General features: G+C 31.3%; 15 protein-coding genes. 2 read left to right on the top strand and 13 right to left on the bottom strand.

What is annotated here, in order from left to right:
- Positions 1 to 7: 7 nt before the first annotated feature.
- The 12 genes from carB to C7N71_RS01585 form a co-directional block, all read right to left on the bottom strand.
- Complete coding sequence (gene carB, locus C7N71_RS01530) at positions 8 to 3,187, bottom strand: carbamoyl-phosphate synthase large subunit (RefSeq protein WP_105987423.1); 3,180 nt, start codon at positions 3,185 to 3,187, stop codon at positions 8 to 10.
- Positions 3,187 to 4,266 (bottom strand): carbamoyl phosphate synthase small subunit, encoded by a 1,080-nt coding sequence (locus C7N71_RS01535; protein WP_105987424.1) that lies wholly within the window; start codon positions 4,264 to 4,266, stop codon positions 3,187 to 3,189. Before C7N71_RS01535 ends, carB begins: the two co-directional genes overlap by 1 nt.
- Positions 4,266 to 5,534, bottom strand: coding sequence for a dihydroorotase (locus tag C7N71_RS01540; protein WP_105987425.1), 1,269 nt, complete (start codon positions 5,532 to 5,534; stop codon positions 4,266 to 4,268). Before C7N71_RS01540 ends, C7N71_RS01535 begins: the two co-directional genes overlap by 1 nt.
- The gene (locus tag C7N71_RS01545; RefSeq protein ID WP_105987426.1) at positions 5,534 to 6,454 is read right to left on the bottom strand and encodes an aspartate carbamoyltransferase catalytic subunit; all 921 of its coding nucleotides are present in this window, start codon (positions 6,452 to 6,454) and stop codon (positions 5,534 to 5,536) included. Before C7N71_RS01545 ends, C7N71_RS01540 begins: the two co-directional genes overlap by 1 nt.
- Positions 6,455 to 6,808: 354 nt before the next feature.
- A complete protein-coding gene (apf, locus tag C7N71_RS01550; protein ID WP_105987427.1) occupies positions 6,809 to 7,384 on the bottom strand; it encodes an aggregation-promoting factor in 576 nt (191 codons plus the stop codon).
- A 417-nt stretch (positions 7,385 to 7,801) separates the two neighbouring features.
- Positions 7,802 to 8,428, bottom strand: a complete 627-nt coding sequence (gene apf, locus C7N71_RS01555) for an aggregation-promoting factor (protein WP_455423359.1) — start codon at positions 8,426 to 8,428, stop codon at positions 7,802 to 7,804.
- A gap of 237 nt (positions 8,429 to 8,665) precedes the next feature.
- Entirely contained in the window at positions 8,666 to 9,211 is a 546-nt protein-coding gene (locus tag C7N71_RS01560; RefSeq protein ID WP_105987429.1) for a LysM peptidoglycan-binding domain-containing protein, read from the bottom strand.
- Between the two features lie 349 nt (positions 9,212 to 9,560).
- A complete protein-coding gene (locus tag C7N71_RS01565) occupies positions 9,561 to 10,946 on the bottom strand; it encodes a Na+/H+ antiporter NhaC family protein (RefSeq protein ID WP_105987430.1) in 1,386 nt (461 codons plus the stop codon).
- 412 nt (positions 10,947 to 11,358) lie between these two features.
- Positions 11,359 to 11,679, bottom strand: coding sequence for a thioredoxin (gene trxA / locus C7N71_RS01570; RefSeq protein ID WP_105987431.1), 321 nt, complete (start codon positions 11,677 to 11,679; stop codon positions 11,359 to 11,361).
- A gap of 11 nt (positions 11,680 to 11,690) precedes the next feature.
- Complete coding sequence (locus C7N71_RS01575; RefSeq protein WP_105987432.1) at positions 11,691 to 12,428, bottom strand: TerC family protein; 738 nt, start codon at positions 12,426 to 12,428, stop codon at positions 11,691 to 11,693.
- A 72-nt stretch (positions 12,429 to 12,500) separates the two neighbouring features.
- Positions 12,501 to 13,166 (bottom strand): glycoside hydrolase family 73 protein, encoded by a 666-nt coding sequence (locus tag C7N71_RS01580; RefSeq protein ID WP_105987433.1) that lies wholly within the window; start codon positions 13,164 to 13,166, stop codon positions 12,501 to 12,503.
- Positions 13,167 to 13,186: 20 nt separating this feature from the next.
- Complete coding sequence (locus tag C7N71_RS01585) at positions 13,187 to 13,630, bottom strand: MerR family transcriptional regulator (protein ID WP_105987434.1); 444 nt, start codon at positions 13,628 to 13,630, stop codon at positions 13,187 to 13,189.
- A gap of 231 nt (positions 13,631 to 13,861) precedes the next feature.
- Between C7N71_RS01585 and C7N71_RS01590 the strand changes: the two genes are divergently transcribed.
- Positions 13,862 to 14,329 carry a C40 family peptidase gene (locus tag C7N71_RS01590; protein WP_105987435.1) on the top strand — a complete coding sequence of 156 codons (468 nt, stop codon included), beginning with the start codon at positions 13,862 to 13,864 and terminating at the stop codon, positions 14,327 to 14,329.
- 70 nt (positions 14,330 to 14,399) lie between these two features.
- Here the strand turns inward: C7N71_RS01590 and C7N71_RS01595 are convergent, their stop codons facing one another.
- Positions 14,400 to 14,660 (bottom strand): hypothetical protein, encoded by a 261-nt coding sequence (locus tag C7N71_RS01595; RefSeq protein WP_105987436.1) that lies wholly within the window; start codon positions 14,658 to 14,660, stop codon positions 14,400 to 14,402.
- 205 nt (positions 14,661 to 14,865) lie between these two features.
- On the opposite strand from C7N71_RS01595, the gene C7N71_RS01600 reads away from it, so the two are divergent.
- On the top strand, positions 14,866 to 16,986 hold the full coding sequence (locus tag C7N71_RS01600; protein ID WP_105987513.1) for an LTA synthase family protein: 2,121 nt from the start codon (positions 14,866 to 14,868) through the stop codon (positions 16,984 to 16,986).
- The last annotated feature ends 30 nt before the right edge of the window (positions 16,987 to 17,016 follow it).

The following is a 17,016-nucleotide window of genomic DNA, read 5'->3' on the forward strand; positions in this document are numbered from 1 at the left end:
ATTCCTCCTATTGTAGCGCAGTTACGTCAAATGCTTGTGCTTCGAGTACTGTCAACAGTGATGCTACTGTATCTAAGGCTGTAAATAATGGTACTGAACTTTCAATTGCAGCCCCTCTAATTTTAGCTTCATCATCAAATGTAGTATTCGAATTATCAATCGTATTAACAACTAATTGTAAGTGATGCTTATATAATTCAGTTACTGGATTAATCGCATCTTTGTTAGCAACTTTTCCAACACATTTAGTTTTTAGGCCACCTTTTGCAAAATATTCTTGAGTATTTTTAGTGGCCTCAATTTGAAAACCTAAATGGCGAAAACGTTTTGCCAAATTCAAAGCCGTTGCTTTATCTTCATCAGCTACCGTAAATAAGATAGTCCCCGTATTTGGCACTTGAATACCTGAAGCAATAAATGATTTATATAAGGCTTTAGAAAAGCTCTTATCTGATCCCATCGCTTCACCGGTTGATTTCATTTCTGGTCCTAAAGTATTATCTACCAATGGCAATTTAGAAAAACTAAATACTGGTGATTTAACGCTAATCCTTTTAGCCTTCTTAACTAGACCGGTTTCATATCCCATTTCTGAAAGTTTGTGATTGAGCATCACTTTAGTTGCTAATTGAGTCATTGGCACCTTAGTCACCTTAGACATAAAAGGCACTGTTCTAGAGGCACGTGGATTAACTTCAATGACATATGCTTTACCATCTTTAATGACAAATTGAACATTCATTAAACCTTTAGTGTTTAAAGCTTTCGCTAACTTAATCGCATCATCTTCAATTTGTTTTTGTACACTTTGATGCATTTGTTGTGGTGGATAAACGCCCATTGAATCTCCAGAGTGTACTCCTGCTCTTTCAACATGTTCTAAGATTCCAGGAATAACTACTGTTTCACCGTCAGAAATCACATCAACTTCTGCTTCTGAACCTAGTAAGTAGGAGTCAATTAGCACTGGATGATCATTAGAAACCTTCACTGCATTTTGCATATAGTGATTTAACTCATCATTGTTATTCACAATTTCCATTGCTTTTCCACCTAATACATACGATGGCCTAATCATAACGGGATACCCAATTCGATTAGCAATTTTTACAGATTCCTTTGTGTCAGTGGCTGTATCACCCTTGGGTTGTGGTAAATTTAATTGCTTAATAACTTCATCAAATTGGTGACGATCTTCAGCACGATTAATATCATCAACGGTGGTCCCTAATATTTTTACACCTCTTTTATGCAAGGCTTCAGCTAAGTTAATTGCTGTTTGACCACCAAATTGTAAGATGACGCCTTCTGGTTTTTCCAAATCTATTACATTTAATACATCCTCTAAAGTTAATGGCTCAAAATATAATTTATCTGAAATCGAAAAATCAGTCGAGACAGTCTCGGGATTAGAATTCATAATAATGGCTTCATATCCTAATTTCTGAATGGTTTGTACTCCATGAACAGTTGCATAGTCAAATTCAACCCCCTGACCAATTCTAATGGGTCCAGATCCTAAAACTAATACTGATGGTTGATTGGTTTTGATTGATTCATTTTCTTGTTCATAAGTTGAGTAGTAATAAGGAGTGTATGATTCGAATTCGCCCGCTGAAGTATCAACCATTTTATAAACAGGAGTAATGTTGTGTTGTTTCCTTAAATCACGAATTTCATTTTCACTTTGCTGCCATAATTTAGATATTTCGGTATCGTTAAAGCCATATTGTTTGGCTGTTTCTAATAGTTCAATGGATTGATTTTTCTTTAATGCATTTTCAATTTCAATAATATGTTTAATTTTGTCTAAGAAGAAAATATTAATTTTAGTTATTTCTGATATCTTTTCAATTTTGATATTTCGACGAATTAATTCTGCTATTGAAAAGATCCGATCATCAGTAGCCGGCATTAAGTTAGCTATTAAATCATTTGTGGATATCTTTTTGTAATCTTCATTATCGAAATAGGTTTTACCAATTTCTAGTGATCGAATAGCTTTTAATATAGATTCTTCAAAAGTTCTACCAATGGCCATAACTTCACCGGTGGCTTTCATCTGAGTGCCTAGGTGGTTATCAGCACTAGTAAATTTATCAAATGGCCAACGTGGAATTTTAGTGACTACATAATCTAGAGCTGGTTCAAATTGTGCTAACGTTGTTTGAGTAATTGGATTTTTAATCTCATCTAGATTTAAACCAACTGCAATCTTAGCGGCCAATTTGGCAATCGGATAACCTGTTGCCTTAGAAGCTAACGCAGATGATCGAGATACCCTAGGATTAACTTCAATAATGTAATATTGCATGCTATTTTCACTTATTGCCATTTGAACATTACATCCGCCTTCAATATGTAAATTCCGAATTATTTTCAAGGCGGCATCACGCATCATTTCATATTCACGATCAGATAGAGTTTGAACTGGTGAAGTCACAATTGAATCACCAGTGTGAATACCAACAGGGTCTACATTCTCCATTGAACAAACAATCATGGCGTTGTCTTTATGGTCGCGCATAACTTCCATTTCAATTTCTTTGTATCCCATAATTGAACGTTCTACTAAGATCTGATTAATAGGTGATAATCTCAGTCCATTATGAGCAATTTCTTTAAATTCATCTAAATCATATGCAAAACCGCCACCAGTGCCGCCTAAAGTATAAGCAGGTCTAATTACAAGTGGAAAACCAATTTTGTTAGCAAAGTTGACTGCCTCATCCATACTATTTACCGTCTTTGATTCTGGAACCGGCTCTGAAATTTCAAGCATCAATTCTTTAAATCTTTCGCGATCTTCAGCCTCTTCGATTGAATCTAATTTGGTWCCTAGCAATTCAACATTAAATTCTTTTAAAATTCCCGAATCAGACAATTCTTTAGCCATATTTAGACCTGTCTGCCCTCCCAATGTTGGTAGGATAGCATCCGGTAATTCTTGGCGGATGATTTTGCTAACAAAGTCAACGGTTATTGGTTCAATAAAAACTTTATCGGCAATTTCGGTATCAGTCATAATTGTAGCTGGATTAGAATTAATCAAGATTACTTGATAACCCTCTTCTTTTAATGATAGACATGCCTGTGAACCAGAATAATCAAATTCAGCAGCTTGTCCAATCACAATTGGGCCTGAACCAATCACTAAAATTTTCTTAATATCTGTACGTTTTGGCATTATTTATTCCCCACTTTCTGATTTGCATTCATTGCATCAATAAACTCATCAAATACATATTCTGCATCGTGTGGTCCTGGAGAAGCATCTGGATGATATTGAACAGAAAATACTGGAAGATGTTTTAATTTTAGTCCTTCAACAGTCCCGTCATTAATTTCTCTTTGTGTCACTTCTAAATCAGTACCTTTTAATGATGATTCATCAACCGCATAACCATGATTTTGCGAGGTAAAGTTAGTCCTAATCTGCTTTTCATCTTTTACAGCATGATTAAATCCACGATGGCCAAATTTCATTTTGTATGTTTTGGCTCCATTGGCTAGAGCAAATAACTGATGACCCATACAAATTCCTAAAACTGGTAATTGCTGTTCTAATGATTTAATTGTTGGCAAAGCATATGCAATATTTTCTGGATTTCCAGGACCATTTGATAGCAACAATCCATCAGGATCAACTTTCATAATCTCTTCAGCGCTAGTATCAGAAGGAAAAACAATGACGTTGACATTTCGTTTAGCTAAGGCTCTTAAAATCGAATCTTTCAAGCCAAAATCTATCATCGCAACTCGTAATCCACTATTGGGAGCTTGATAGATACTATTAGTAGATGCTAATTGAGCAGATGAACTTGCTAATGGACTTTTAAAGGCATCATTGATAACTTTCTTGTCTAAGCTATCTACTATAATTGCTTCCATTGATCCATACAATCTTAATTCTTTTGATAATGCCCGAGTATCAATTCCTGAAATTCCTGGTAAATCTTCCCTTTCAGCATATTGTTGCAATGTCATCTTGCTTCGCCAATTACCAGTAAGACGGGCAATTTCTTTCACAATAATTGCATTTACTGCTGGGTGTAAGCTTTCCATATCATCTTGATTAATACCATAATTACCAATCAATGGATAAGTAAATACCAACATCTGACCATCATAACTAGCATCCGTCATACTTTCTTGATAACCTGTCATCCCTGTAGAAAAAACTAGCTCTCCATGAACCATTTTTTTAGAACCGAATCCATTACCTTTATAAATAGATCCATTTTTCAATACCAAGTAACGTTTCATTAGTAATTACCCCCATTTTGATAAACTAATTTACCTGCTACAAAAGTTGCCATTGTTTTTCCATAGACTTTTTCACCAATGAATGGTGAATTTTTACCTTTGGATAAAAAGTTTTTAGCATCAATCTTATACGGATGTACTAAGTCCATAATGGTTAAGTCAGCTGGTGCCCCTACTTTTATTACGCCAGCATTAATATTAAATTTTTGTGCTGGATTATTACTCATCCAATTAATTAAGGTTTGCATATCAACTAAGCCACTTTTTACAAAATGCGTATAAATTAAACTAAAAGCTGTTTCTAAACCAACAATACCGAATGAAGAAGTTAACATTGATCCAGATTTCTCTTTTTCACTATGTGGAGCATGATCAGTTGCTATCATATCAATAGTTCCATCTAGTAAGCCGCCAATTAATGCTTTTCGATCAGTAGGTGTTCTCAGTGGTGGATTCATTTTCATCATTGGATTATCCATTTCAATCATTTCATCGTCTAATAATAAATGATGAGGTGAAACTTCAGCAGTTACATTTACTCCTTCTTTTTTAGCAATCCTTAGTAAATCCACTGATTCTTTGGTTGAAATATGAGCAACATGGTAGTGAACTCCAGAAGCTTTAGCTAAAACCAAATCGCGTGCTAACTGACTAGCTTCTGATAATGGATTCATTCCTGGTAAACCTAATTTGTCAGCAGCTGATCCTGCATTCATCACACCACCGTTGATTAAACTATCATCTTCAACATGGGCAGAAATTGGTTTATTCACTAATTTTGCTTGAAGCATCGCTTGATACATTGTTTCAGCATCTTGAACGCCATGTCCATCATTAGTAAATCCAATTGCTCCTAATTTAGCCATCTTTTCAATATCAGCAGTTTTATATGCAATTAAATTACTCGATATGGCAGCAAATTGATAAATATTGATCAAGCTCTTCTTTTTATTTCTTTCAAGTTGTTCTTTTAAAGCTTCGGGATTATCAATTGCTGGCCTTACATTAGGCATGACAAGGACACTAGTAAATCCACCATGGGCAGCTGCTTTACTACCAGTTGCAATTGTTTCTTTATAAGTTAATCCGGGGTCTCTAAAATGAACATGCACATCAACCAATCCTGGTAAAATGGTATGATGTTTGGCATCAAATATTTGAGCATCATCTTCCATAATTTCTGGTGAAATTGAAGTAATAACTCCATTTTCAATTAAAAGGTCGACTAAATTATTATTTAAAATTGTGTGCTTAATTAATAGCTTCATTATTTGTCCTCCAAGTATTTATTCAATACAGTTGTAAGAATTGCCATTCTTGCGTAAACGCCATTGTTCATTTGTCTAAAAATTCTTGAATTAGATGATTCAACTAATTGCGAAGCAATTTCAACATCCCGATTAACTGGTGCTGGATGCATAATAATAGCTTTCTTTTTCATTTTTGCTGCCCTTTGTTTAGTCAATCCATAATCTTCAAAATAATTTTGATTGGTAAATTTTGATACCAATTCATGATTTAGTCTTTCTAGTTGCACCCTTAACATCATTACAACATCTAACTTATCGATAATTTCATCAATGGTTACATAGGTGCCAAATTTATCAAAATCTTTTGGATACCATGCTTTGGGTCCAGCAAAATATACATTTGCACCTAGTCTTTGCAAAATTTCCGCATCCGATCTAGCAACTCTTGAATGCACTAAATCCCCAATAATTCCAATACTCAATCCAGCAAATTTGTGGAATTCATCGTCAATAGTTACTAAATCTAACAAACTTTGTGAAGGATGTTGACCACTACCATCACCAGCATTGACCAATGAAATGTTGATATTAGAATCTTTAGATAATTCTTGATACCATCCTGTAAGTTTATGTCTAATCACTAGGCAATCCATTCCAATTGCTTGTAGTGTTTTAATAGTGTCTGATAAAGATTCACCTTTCTTCATTGAACTAGTTTGCGGATTAATGTTGAAAGTTTGTATTCCTAATTTACGCTGTGCCATCTCAAATGAGGTGTGGGTTCTAGTACTATTTTCAAAAAATAAATTAGCTGCATACATTTGTTTTTTAAATTTAATTTGCTTACCATTTCTAAATTTATGTGCTAATAAAATCATTTGTTTAATTTCATCATTTGAAAATTCATTAATATTTAAAAAATTCATATCTAAAGCCATTACAACTCCTTCCAAAATTATAAAAAAGCACCTTACTACACAGAGTAAGGTGCTTTAGATGGACTGGTATTGTTACTTAAATCCAATGTTCCCTCTCTGGAGTAACTTAATTGAAATAAAAAAGACTTCCTGAAAATTCAGAAAGTCCCAAGGTTGGTCTAGAAGTATCTACTTATATCCCATATTTTATAACCCTTGGTGACTCTCTGGTCAACTATTAAAAGGTCTTTCGTATTTGTTATTTATAATAATAGCACAAATCTTAATATTTACAAGCTACAAAAAAGACATGGATTAAAAAATCCATGTCTTAATATCAGATGAGTAATTAAAATTGGTTGTTCAAATTAAATTTTAATACCAACCATTTTGTTGCCAAAATGATTGAGCATTTTCCCATGAACCATAACGTGATTGAACATATTGATTAGCGACTCTTTCCTGGTTTGCTTCAGAATAGTCACCATTTAAATAACTCTTATCTAGTTGGTAACGACCATAGTATTGGCCATTTGATGCACCATAGGAACCACTTGATTCATGAGATGCAATCCATTCTTTAGCTGAGTTATCACCAGTTGATGCAGATGTATTTTGAGTAGTTGTTGATTGTGTTTGTTGAGCTGGTTGAGATTGAGCTGAGTTTGCTTGAACTGATTGTGATTGAGTAGTTTGCTGATTATTTGTACTAGCATTACTTGGTAATGTTAGCTGTTCACCAACATAAATCATAAAATCAGATGTTTTGTTATTTGCTTGTTCTAATGAATCTAATGAAACATTATTTTGTTGAGCTAAACTCCATAGAGTGTCACCAGACTTAACAGTAACTTTTGTTTGGTCTGCGTTTGTATTTGTAGTTTGATCAGCATTGGCAGAACCAGCACTTGCGATGAATAAACCTGCAGCAGCTGCAGTTACGACTAACATTGACTTAATATTGTTTAACTTAATAATAATAATTCACTCCTATAAAAATCTATATCTTGTAATTCGATAATTTTCCAAAGTGTTAATCGCTATTGATTAACTGTTTCATATAGTACATGCTAATCATTACATAGACTTCTCATCAAAATTAAAATAATCAGTTTTTTCGTAATAATGTCTTACTTATGTAATATAAAGACATACTAGTTGAACAAAACACTGTTAAATCAACATTTTAAAATTAAGCACAATAAGATTAAAAAATATAATATTCATTAATTTTTTATAAATAAGGGTTGATTTTTGAAAATAGCCCCCTTTAGGGTAATTAAAAATTTGTAATTTTAAAAAGTATTATATAGAAAATAAAAAATACATCGAAATTAATCGATGCATTTTTTTAATTGGCATTTCTAATTAATACCAACCATTTTGTTGCCAGAAAGATTTAGCATTGTCCCATGAACCATAACGTGATTGAACATATTGATCAGCTGTTCTTTCTTGGTTAGCTGCAGAATAGTCCCCGTTTAATGAAGCTTTGGATATTTGGTATTTACCATAGTATTGTCCATTTGATGCTCCATATGAACCACTTGATTCGTGAGATGCAATCCAATCTTTAGCAGAATTAGAACTGCTAGAAGAATTAGTAGAACTATTAGTTGATTGATTCTGGTTAGTAGTTTGTTGTGAAGATTGTGCTTGTTGTGGTTGTACTTGCACATTATCACTAGTACTTGCTGATTGAGCAGTACTTGGTAATACTAATTTTTCTCCAACATAAATAGTATCATTTGAAACATTTTGATTAGCTTGCTTCAAAGCATCTAATGAAACATTATGATTTTGAGATAAGCTCCATAATGAATCACCAGATTTCACAGTTACTGTTTGTTGTGAATTAGAATTTGTGTTTTGATCCGCATTAGCGGCAGTGCCACCTGCAATGAATAATCCGGCAGCGGCAACAGTTGCAAATAAAATTGATTTGATATTGTTTGGTTTAAAAATAAAATCACTCCTGTAAGAAATCTTAAATATATTTTGTTTTCAATTGTTGTTTCTTAACCTTCGTCAATCAACTGAGAACATCGTACAATTATTTTTTTACATGAAAGTTTCAAACTAGTTAAAAAATAAGCCTTTTATGTAATAATGTTTTTATTATGTAACTTTATGAAACTATTATCATAATTATAGTTATAAAAACAGGAAAGCTAATTTTACAAATAAAAATATATACTAAAAAAACATGTAGAATTTCTACATGTTTTTTCACTAATACCAATTATTAGAAACCCAATGAGCTTTAGCATTAATCCAAGATCCATATCGATCTGATACATATTGATTAGCTACCTGCTCTTGATGTTCGGGTGAATAATTACCACCCAAATAGTTTCTATCTAACTGATATCTACCATAGTATTGACCATTTTGTGCTGTATATGAATCAGTTGATTCATGAAAAGAAATCCAGGCCTTTGCATCAGCATTTGCTTGGTTCCATTGCTTTTCATAATTTTCTTTTGCGTCCAAGTCTTGCTCTTTAGCCTTTTGTTGTTTATCAGCAACATTTTTCTTTTCTTTTGAGTAAGAATTTTTATTATTTCCATTTAAAAGTAATAAATGATCTCCAGGTAATAATTGACTATTATCATATTTACCATTGGCACTTTTTAACATAGAAATAAATATATTATATTTATCTGATAGATTTTCTAAAGTATCACCAGATTTGACAGTAACTACAGAATTAGTATTGGCATCAGCAATATTATTTGTAGATTTACGATAAATAGAAATTGATACTATTGCTAGCATCACGATAAAAAGGTAAAAAAAGTAACGATTTCTTTCTGTAATGATTTAAACACTCCTATAAAAAATATATAATTGCGAATTATTTACCCGTAATTGAGCAACAAAAAAATATTCTATAGGTTAAACATTACAATCAAGTTTCCATAAAATTACAAATATAGGCATGCAGAAATAATATTAATGTAATTGTAATATATATATTTAAATCATTTATAAACTGTTGATTTAAAAAGGTTTAACTATTTTTCAACATATTATGATTGTATAAACATATTTTAAATATGAAGTTGCATATATAATAAAATGCAACTTAAAAAGGGATAGTTAAAAATTAACTATCCCTTTTTAATTATTTTGTTGTTTTAATATGTTTAATTTTGATTCCAGTAACCGCACTTAAAATTGAGAAAACTGGTGAAAGAATACTTAAAAAGACAAATGGAGCAAAATGACTTGCTGGCACGTTTAAAGTTGCTGAAATAAATGCACCGGCAACCCCCCATGGTACTAAGTAATTAATTACTGTTCCACCATCTTCTAACGCCCTACTTAATGCGACAGGAGCTAAACCTGCTTTTTTAAAGACTCCTTTAAATGCATTGGCTGGTAAAATTTCTGATAAGAATTGTTCACCAACAAAGATATTAACACCGATGGCTGTAAAGATTACACTAACAATTAATTTAGCATCAGTATTCAAATGTTTAGCCAAAGGAGTAATTACTGCATCAATAATGCCAAGGTGCATTAATAAACCACCAAAGGCTAAAGCAATCATAATCAATGCTATTGTTCCCATCATTGAACTAATTCCACCACGTGAAAGTAAAACATCAACTGATTTATTACCTGTTTTAGATACAAAACCATTCAAAATTAAATCATTCAATTTAATGATTCCGAAATGTGGATGTTCAATGAAAAGTAAAATTGAAGAAACTACGATATTAATAAATAATGTTGGAATAGTTGGAATATGACTCCATGCACAAATTAGAAGTAATGCAATTGGAATCACAGCCCAAAATGTAATGTTGAAATGGGCATTTAAAGTTGCAACAGTTTTGCTAACATTCCCTAAATTAGCGGATCCGCTACTATGATTCAAAAATACAAAAATAATAAATGAACCAACCATTGCTGGAATTGTAGACCACATTAAATTTTTAATATGATCAATTAAATCTGCTCCGGCAACTGCAGAAGCTAAATTAACGGTTGCAGATAATGGTGAAGATTTATCTCCAAAAACAGCTCCAGAAATAACAGCCCCTGCAATCATTGCTGGATTCATCCCCATAGTAATTCCAATTCCCATAAAGGCAATTCCTAATGTAGAAATTACTGTAAAGGCACTCCCAATTGCAGTTCCGACTAAAGCACAAACTAGAAAAATTGATGGTAAAAACCAATTAACATTAATTAAGTGAAAGCCAAAGACCATTAAGCTAGGAATAACACCAGATGCAATCCATACTGCAATTAAACTTCCGATTAAAATGAAGATAAATAATGGAACGATTCCATTTTTAACTCCTACAACAAATCCTTCATCAATATCATCCCATGCAAATCCTCTGAACTTTGCCCAAAATACTAATAACAAAATACTTACTAATATGGGTAGTTCTGGAGAAATTCCCAATCCGATAACTCCAAATGACATCATAACAATCATAATTAACAAAACTATAATGCCTTCTAAAACACTAACTTTTGGTTTTTCATTTTCCATGATAAACGCTCCTTTATTTTTTATTCAGTAAATTATGTAATTAAACGGCGTTTATATATCGAGGATTACCTCCACAATTATTTTTAATCATAATTAATACCTCTTCTTTCCATAAAAAAAGTCCCTGTTGTTTAAAACAACAGGGACGAATTAATTTTTATTTTACCGTGGTACCACCCAAATTAGGAATCTACAATAACAAGATTCCTCACTCTCTAGAAAGTAACGGTTCTAGCTCCGTTCTTGGGTAGACACTATCCAACGTATTTCATCAAATTTAACCTGATCGACTCGCAGCAACCGTCGACTTCCTGACGCTCAGTTAAATTGTTACTTAAATTTGGAATAACTGTTTTATTAATATTCGATTAAATAAATATTAGCATCTGGTATTTTAAAAGTCAATAAGAAACTAAATCTCTGCTAATTTACGCTTTAAGTAATGTGCCATTTGTTTAGTTGAGTAAATTCCAGTTACTTTTTCAACAGCCTTACCATTTTTAAACAAAACAATGCTAGGCATACTCATTACTTTATACTGTTTGGCAATATCTTCATTACCATCAACATTCATTTTTCCAAAGTGAATGTTATCAGCAAATTGTTTCTCCATTTGATTTATAACTGGATCCATTATCTTACATGGACCACACCAAGGAGCCCAAAAATCAATAACGGTTATTTTATTATCAGTTTCTTGTTTAATATTATTTCTAGTAATTTCGGTTGAAATATATATCGCTCCTATTTTTTTATCTTACGACGAACAAAATGGATAATAATTGTAACTATAAAAGTAACTAATACAATTAATCCAAAGTAAACAGGTGGAATCTCAATATCAATTGCCGGGATTGAAAGGACCAATTTCAATGCAATAACAGCAATTAAAAAGTATGCCATAGATTTAAGCTCAGGAATTTTCTTCATAATTACCATAATAATTTCAGCAATTCCCCGCATACATAAAATACCAATTAAACCACCGATTAATACCACAACTGGATTAGGTGAAATAGCTAGTGCTGCCAACACTGAATCTACAGAAAAAACAATATCCATAAATTCAATTTGTGCAACTGTCATCCAGAATTGTTTTCGACTACCAGGTTTAGCTTTATTGGAAAAATTTTTCTTCTGTTTTTCACGACCAAAAAAATGTTTATACACTAAATAAAATAGATATAAACCACCTATGATCTTAATTTCCCATAAATGAATTAAAAAAGTACCTAATCCAATTATTATAAAGCGGAAAAGATAAGATCCCCAAATACCATAAAATAAAGATTCTTCTTGCTCTTTTTTATCTGGTAAAACTTGTGTTTGGGCAGCTAGTACAACTGCATTATCAACTGACAATAAACATTCAATTAAAACTAATGAAAGAATAACAATCCATGCATCTTCAGATGTTAGGACACTAATCCAATTATTTCCATCAAAAAATGGACCATATAACTTACCTAATATCGATAACAACTAAGGTCTCCTTTACTTATATAATATAACTATATTATATATTAAATTAATTAAAAAATGACATAAAATGTCTTAATTATTTATTGCCTCATTATCATATTTTTCTAGATTATATTGACGAATTAATTTGATTAACGATTTTGCATAAGTAGGATCTGTCGCATAATTATTTTTTTGTAACATGTTAGCTTGATCAACATAACTAGTAATATTCTTTTGTTTAATAAAGTTAAGTGCAATTACACGATCATGATTTTCAACAGCTTCGGTAATACTTGGATATTTTCTAAAAGTTGCAGGAACAGATACTTTCTTTTGTGAACCTTCACGAACAACTTTTTCACCTTTTTTGGTAGGTGTATCATTACTTACATATTCATCAGTATAGTATCTGATAAATTGCCCTTTGTACTTACCCTTAATACCAAAAATATTATTGGCTTTCTTATACAATTCAGAAGTTCCCCAATTAGATTCTTGAATTGCTTGGGCAACCACAATACTTGGCAATACTTGATGGCTTTGTTTATAGACCTTAATTGAAGGATTAGCAATACTTACAGCAAATTTATGCTTGGCTTCAGCTTCTTTTTTTTGTGTTTCTATAATTTGATTTTGATTATCTTTAGCAACTTGGTTTTGTTCCATATTATTGTAAACAGCTTTAGCACCTTTAAAACCAAAAAAGCCAATAATTAAAACAACTATTATTCCAAAAATCCATTTAAAAGTTTTCATTTAAATATTTCTCCTCAAAATTAGTCATTTTTTAATACTTTATAACTAATATTATTTTCTTCATCAATAAATCCATATAATAATTTTTTCTTTTCTTTATCAAAATATCCTAAATTAACAGCAGGATGATTATTAATATTTTCGATTCCCTGAAACGAGTGTGTCATAAATTTTCTTATAAACTTCATGTTATCTAAGTTCTTTTTAGCCGATTCATGAGCAACAGACAGAGTGAAACCTTTATCTAAATAATACTTCATTAGATTAGCGCACATGAAATTTTTCATGTCAAAAACACGTGATGAATAAGAATTGCTACGAATAGATTGAATGTATCCCCTTTGTTCCCAATATCTTAGTTGGCGAGCAGAGACATTTAATATCTTACTAACCTCGCCTATTTTAAATATTAATTGATCTAAATCTAAGGCTTTGGGAAATAAGGGTTTAAAATTATTATCCATTGTGTTTTCCTTTCATTGCAATAATATAATTGTGAAACTATTTATTAATTTAGCATAATTTTTAGTTAGTTTCATTAATTTTTATATCACAATTAATATTAAACAACAAAAATCACTTTATTACACTATTAATTGCATGATTTAATCGGAATGAAACTGCTTTGTTACACTTTTGCAATATTCTTTTACTATTATTATAAGTATAAATAAACGAGGAGGACATTTTTAGAGATGAAAAAGTATTTTACAAAGTTAGCGATGACCATGATTGCATTTACTTCACTATTATTTATGGGATCAGCAATCAGCAACAATAATGTACATGCAGATGCAAATGATAATTTTCAACAAGTCTATACAGTTGCCAAATCAAAATTAGGTAGTCCATACATATATGGTGCAACTGGATCCAATGCATTTGATTGTTCAGGATTTACAGGATATGTTTATAAAAATTCTCTAGGTGTTAGATTACCAAGAACTGCTCAAGCTCAATACAATGCTTCAACTAAGGTTTCACGTAATAACTTACAAAAAGGTGACTTAGTATTTATTGGTGGTTCAACTGCAAGTATCTATCATGTAGGTATGTATATCGGTCATGGTAAAATGATTGATGCACAAAACCGCGGTGTTGTTCAAGAAAGCATCAAGGCTCCTTGGTGGAACGTTGTTGGCTATGGTCATATCGACGATTAAAAATCTCTAAAATGTTTATAATTAAAAAAGATGTTTCCTAAATTGGGAAACATCTTTTTTAATGGATATATTAACTTAGCTCCTCATGATAATACTTAGAAGCAATTTTATGATATCTTAATTGGTCTAAGGTTCGATAAATAATCATTCTTAATTCATGTAATTTTATTAAATTGTAGGAGGCTAATTGCACCAAAATCAAACGTTCAGTTCTATAAACAATTTCTTGATTATTCGTTAAAGACAATAAATCTTTATGAATCATATCAGGCATAAATTGAATGATTTTGCCATCATTCAATTGAATATCAAGTTTCTTTTTTGCTTGCATTGTCTAAATAAACCTCCCCTAATAACTTAACTTTTATTTTACAACAAATTATATAAATTTCAACTATATATAGATTTCAAAAATAAAAAAATCTATATATAGTAGCTACTGAAATTTAGATTAAATAAAAGAATGTCATTTTTTTATTTGTCTGTTAATATTAAAACTATTATGAATTATCAAAGGAGCTATAAAATTGAAAGCGATGAATTATATTCGTCAAAAATTAAGTACTAGACTGGGATTCTTTAGTCTATTGTTATTTCTTTTTTGGCTAAAAACTATATATGCATATTTTTATGATTTTCAGTTAGGATTAAATAGTCCTTTTGAATTCATAGTGGCTTTGATAAACCCTATTGCAACAACTGCCTTTTTATTTGGCATTGCAATGTATATCAAGCCAAGTCGTTTATTCTATCCAATTATATTAATCCTAGATATCGTAAATACTCTATTATTGTATTTAAACGTTATATATTTCCGTGAATTCACCGATTTTATGACGATTAGTACCATGACTGGTTATTCTAAAGTAAATCAAGGTTTAAGTGGTTCATCCTTAGCTTTAACTATGCCTCACGATGTTTTCTTTTGGTTAGATTTAGTAATAATTATATTTTTAATGTTATTAAGAGTTATTAGAATTGATAAAAAGCCAATTGGTTTTAAAGGAGCATTCACAATTACTTCATTATCAGTATTATTATTTACCATCAATTTATCATTTGGTGAAATGGATAGACCTCAACTGCTAACAAGAACTTTTGATCGAACTTACATAGTAAAATATTTAGGAATTGACTCTTTCACTATGTATGATGCTATTAAACAACAACATAATAATGATTTAAGAGCAATGGCTACTAAATCAGAAATGGATGATGTTTTAAAATATACGCGTAAACATTATGCTGCTCCTAATAACAAAATGTTTGGCCTGGCTAAGGGTAAGAATGTTTTTGTAATTCATTTAGAGAGTTTTCAACAATTTCTAATTAATAAAAAGATTAATGGTAAAGAAGTCACCCCCTTTTTAAACAGTTTATATAAAAATAAGTCCACTTATTCATTCGATAATTTCTTTCATCAAGTTGGTCAAGGAAAGACATCGGATGCTGAAAACATGCTAGAAACCAGTACGTTTGGGTTACCACAAGGATCATTATTTACCCAATTTGGTAGTGATAATATTTTCCAGGCCGCCCCAGCTATTTTAAAACAGCAAAAAAATTATTCTAGTGCTGTATTTCATGGAAACGTTGCTAGTTTTTGGAATCGTAACAGTGTTTACAAAAATATGGGATACCAATATTTCTTTGATTCTAGTTACTATGATACTTCTGGTGATAAATCACTAGGCTATGGACTAAAAGATAAATTGTTATTTAAAGACTCAGTAAAATACCTGCAAAGATTACAACAACCTTTTTATGCTAAGTATATAACTGTTACCAATCACTTCCCTTATACTTTAGATAATGAAGATTCTAAATTTAAGACTACTAACACTGGTGATAGCAGTGTTGATAATTACTTTAAGACTGCTCATTATTTAGATCAATCTATTAAAGAATTTTATAATTATCTTAATAAGGTCGGCTTATTGAAAAAATCTGTCATTATGCTTTATGGTGATCATTATGGTATTTCAAATTCTGAAAATCCTAATTTAGCCAAAGTAATTGGTAAAAATCCTGATAATTGGAATGATTTTGATAATGCACAATTACAAAGAGTTCCATTAATGTTTAATATTCCTGGTAAAAAAGGTGGTTATGTCGACCATACTTATGGCGGTGAAATTGATGTTCTACCTACTCTATTACACTTATTGGGAATTAATACTAAAAAATATGTTCAATTTGGAACTGATTTATTCTCAAATGAACACGATACAATCGTGGCATTTAGAGATCGAGATTGGGTAAGCACTAAATACACTTCAATTGGTGGGACTATCTATAGCAATAAAACTGGTAAAGCATTACAACCATCACCAAATCAACGTCGAATTTTTAATAAGATGCAAGCACGTGTAAATACTGAATTATCGTTCTCAGATGAATTAAACGAGCAAAACTTACTACGTTTTTACAATCCAAACGGATTTACACCAGTAAATCCTAATGATTATAATTACACCAATGGTTTACAAAAAGAAAAGGGTAAAGAAACTGAATTAGGCAAAAAATCTACTAGTATCTTCAGTCAAAATAAAAATCGCTCAACCAAAGCACTATATAAGACTGATGCTCCCGAATTAAGGCACTATACCAACAGAAATTCTAAATTAAATAACAAACATCAAGACCTTGATAATTAAATAAAAGCGAACATTTTAGTCATAAGTGTT

This window comes from Apilactobacillus timberlakei (assembly GCF_002993965.1).
GTDB classification, from domain to species: domain Bacteria; phylum Bacillota; class Bacilli; order Lactobacillales; family Lactobacillaceae; genus Apilactobacillus; species Apilactobacillus timberlakei.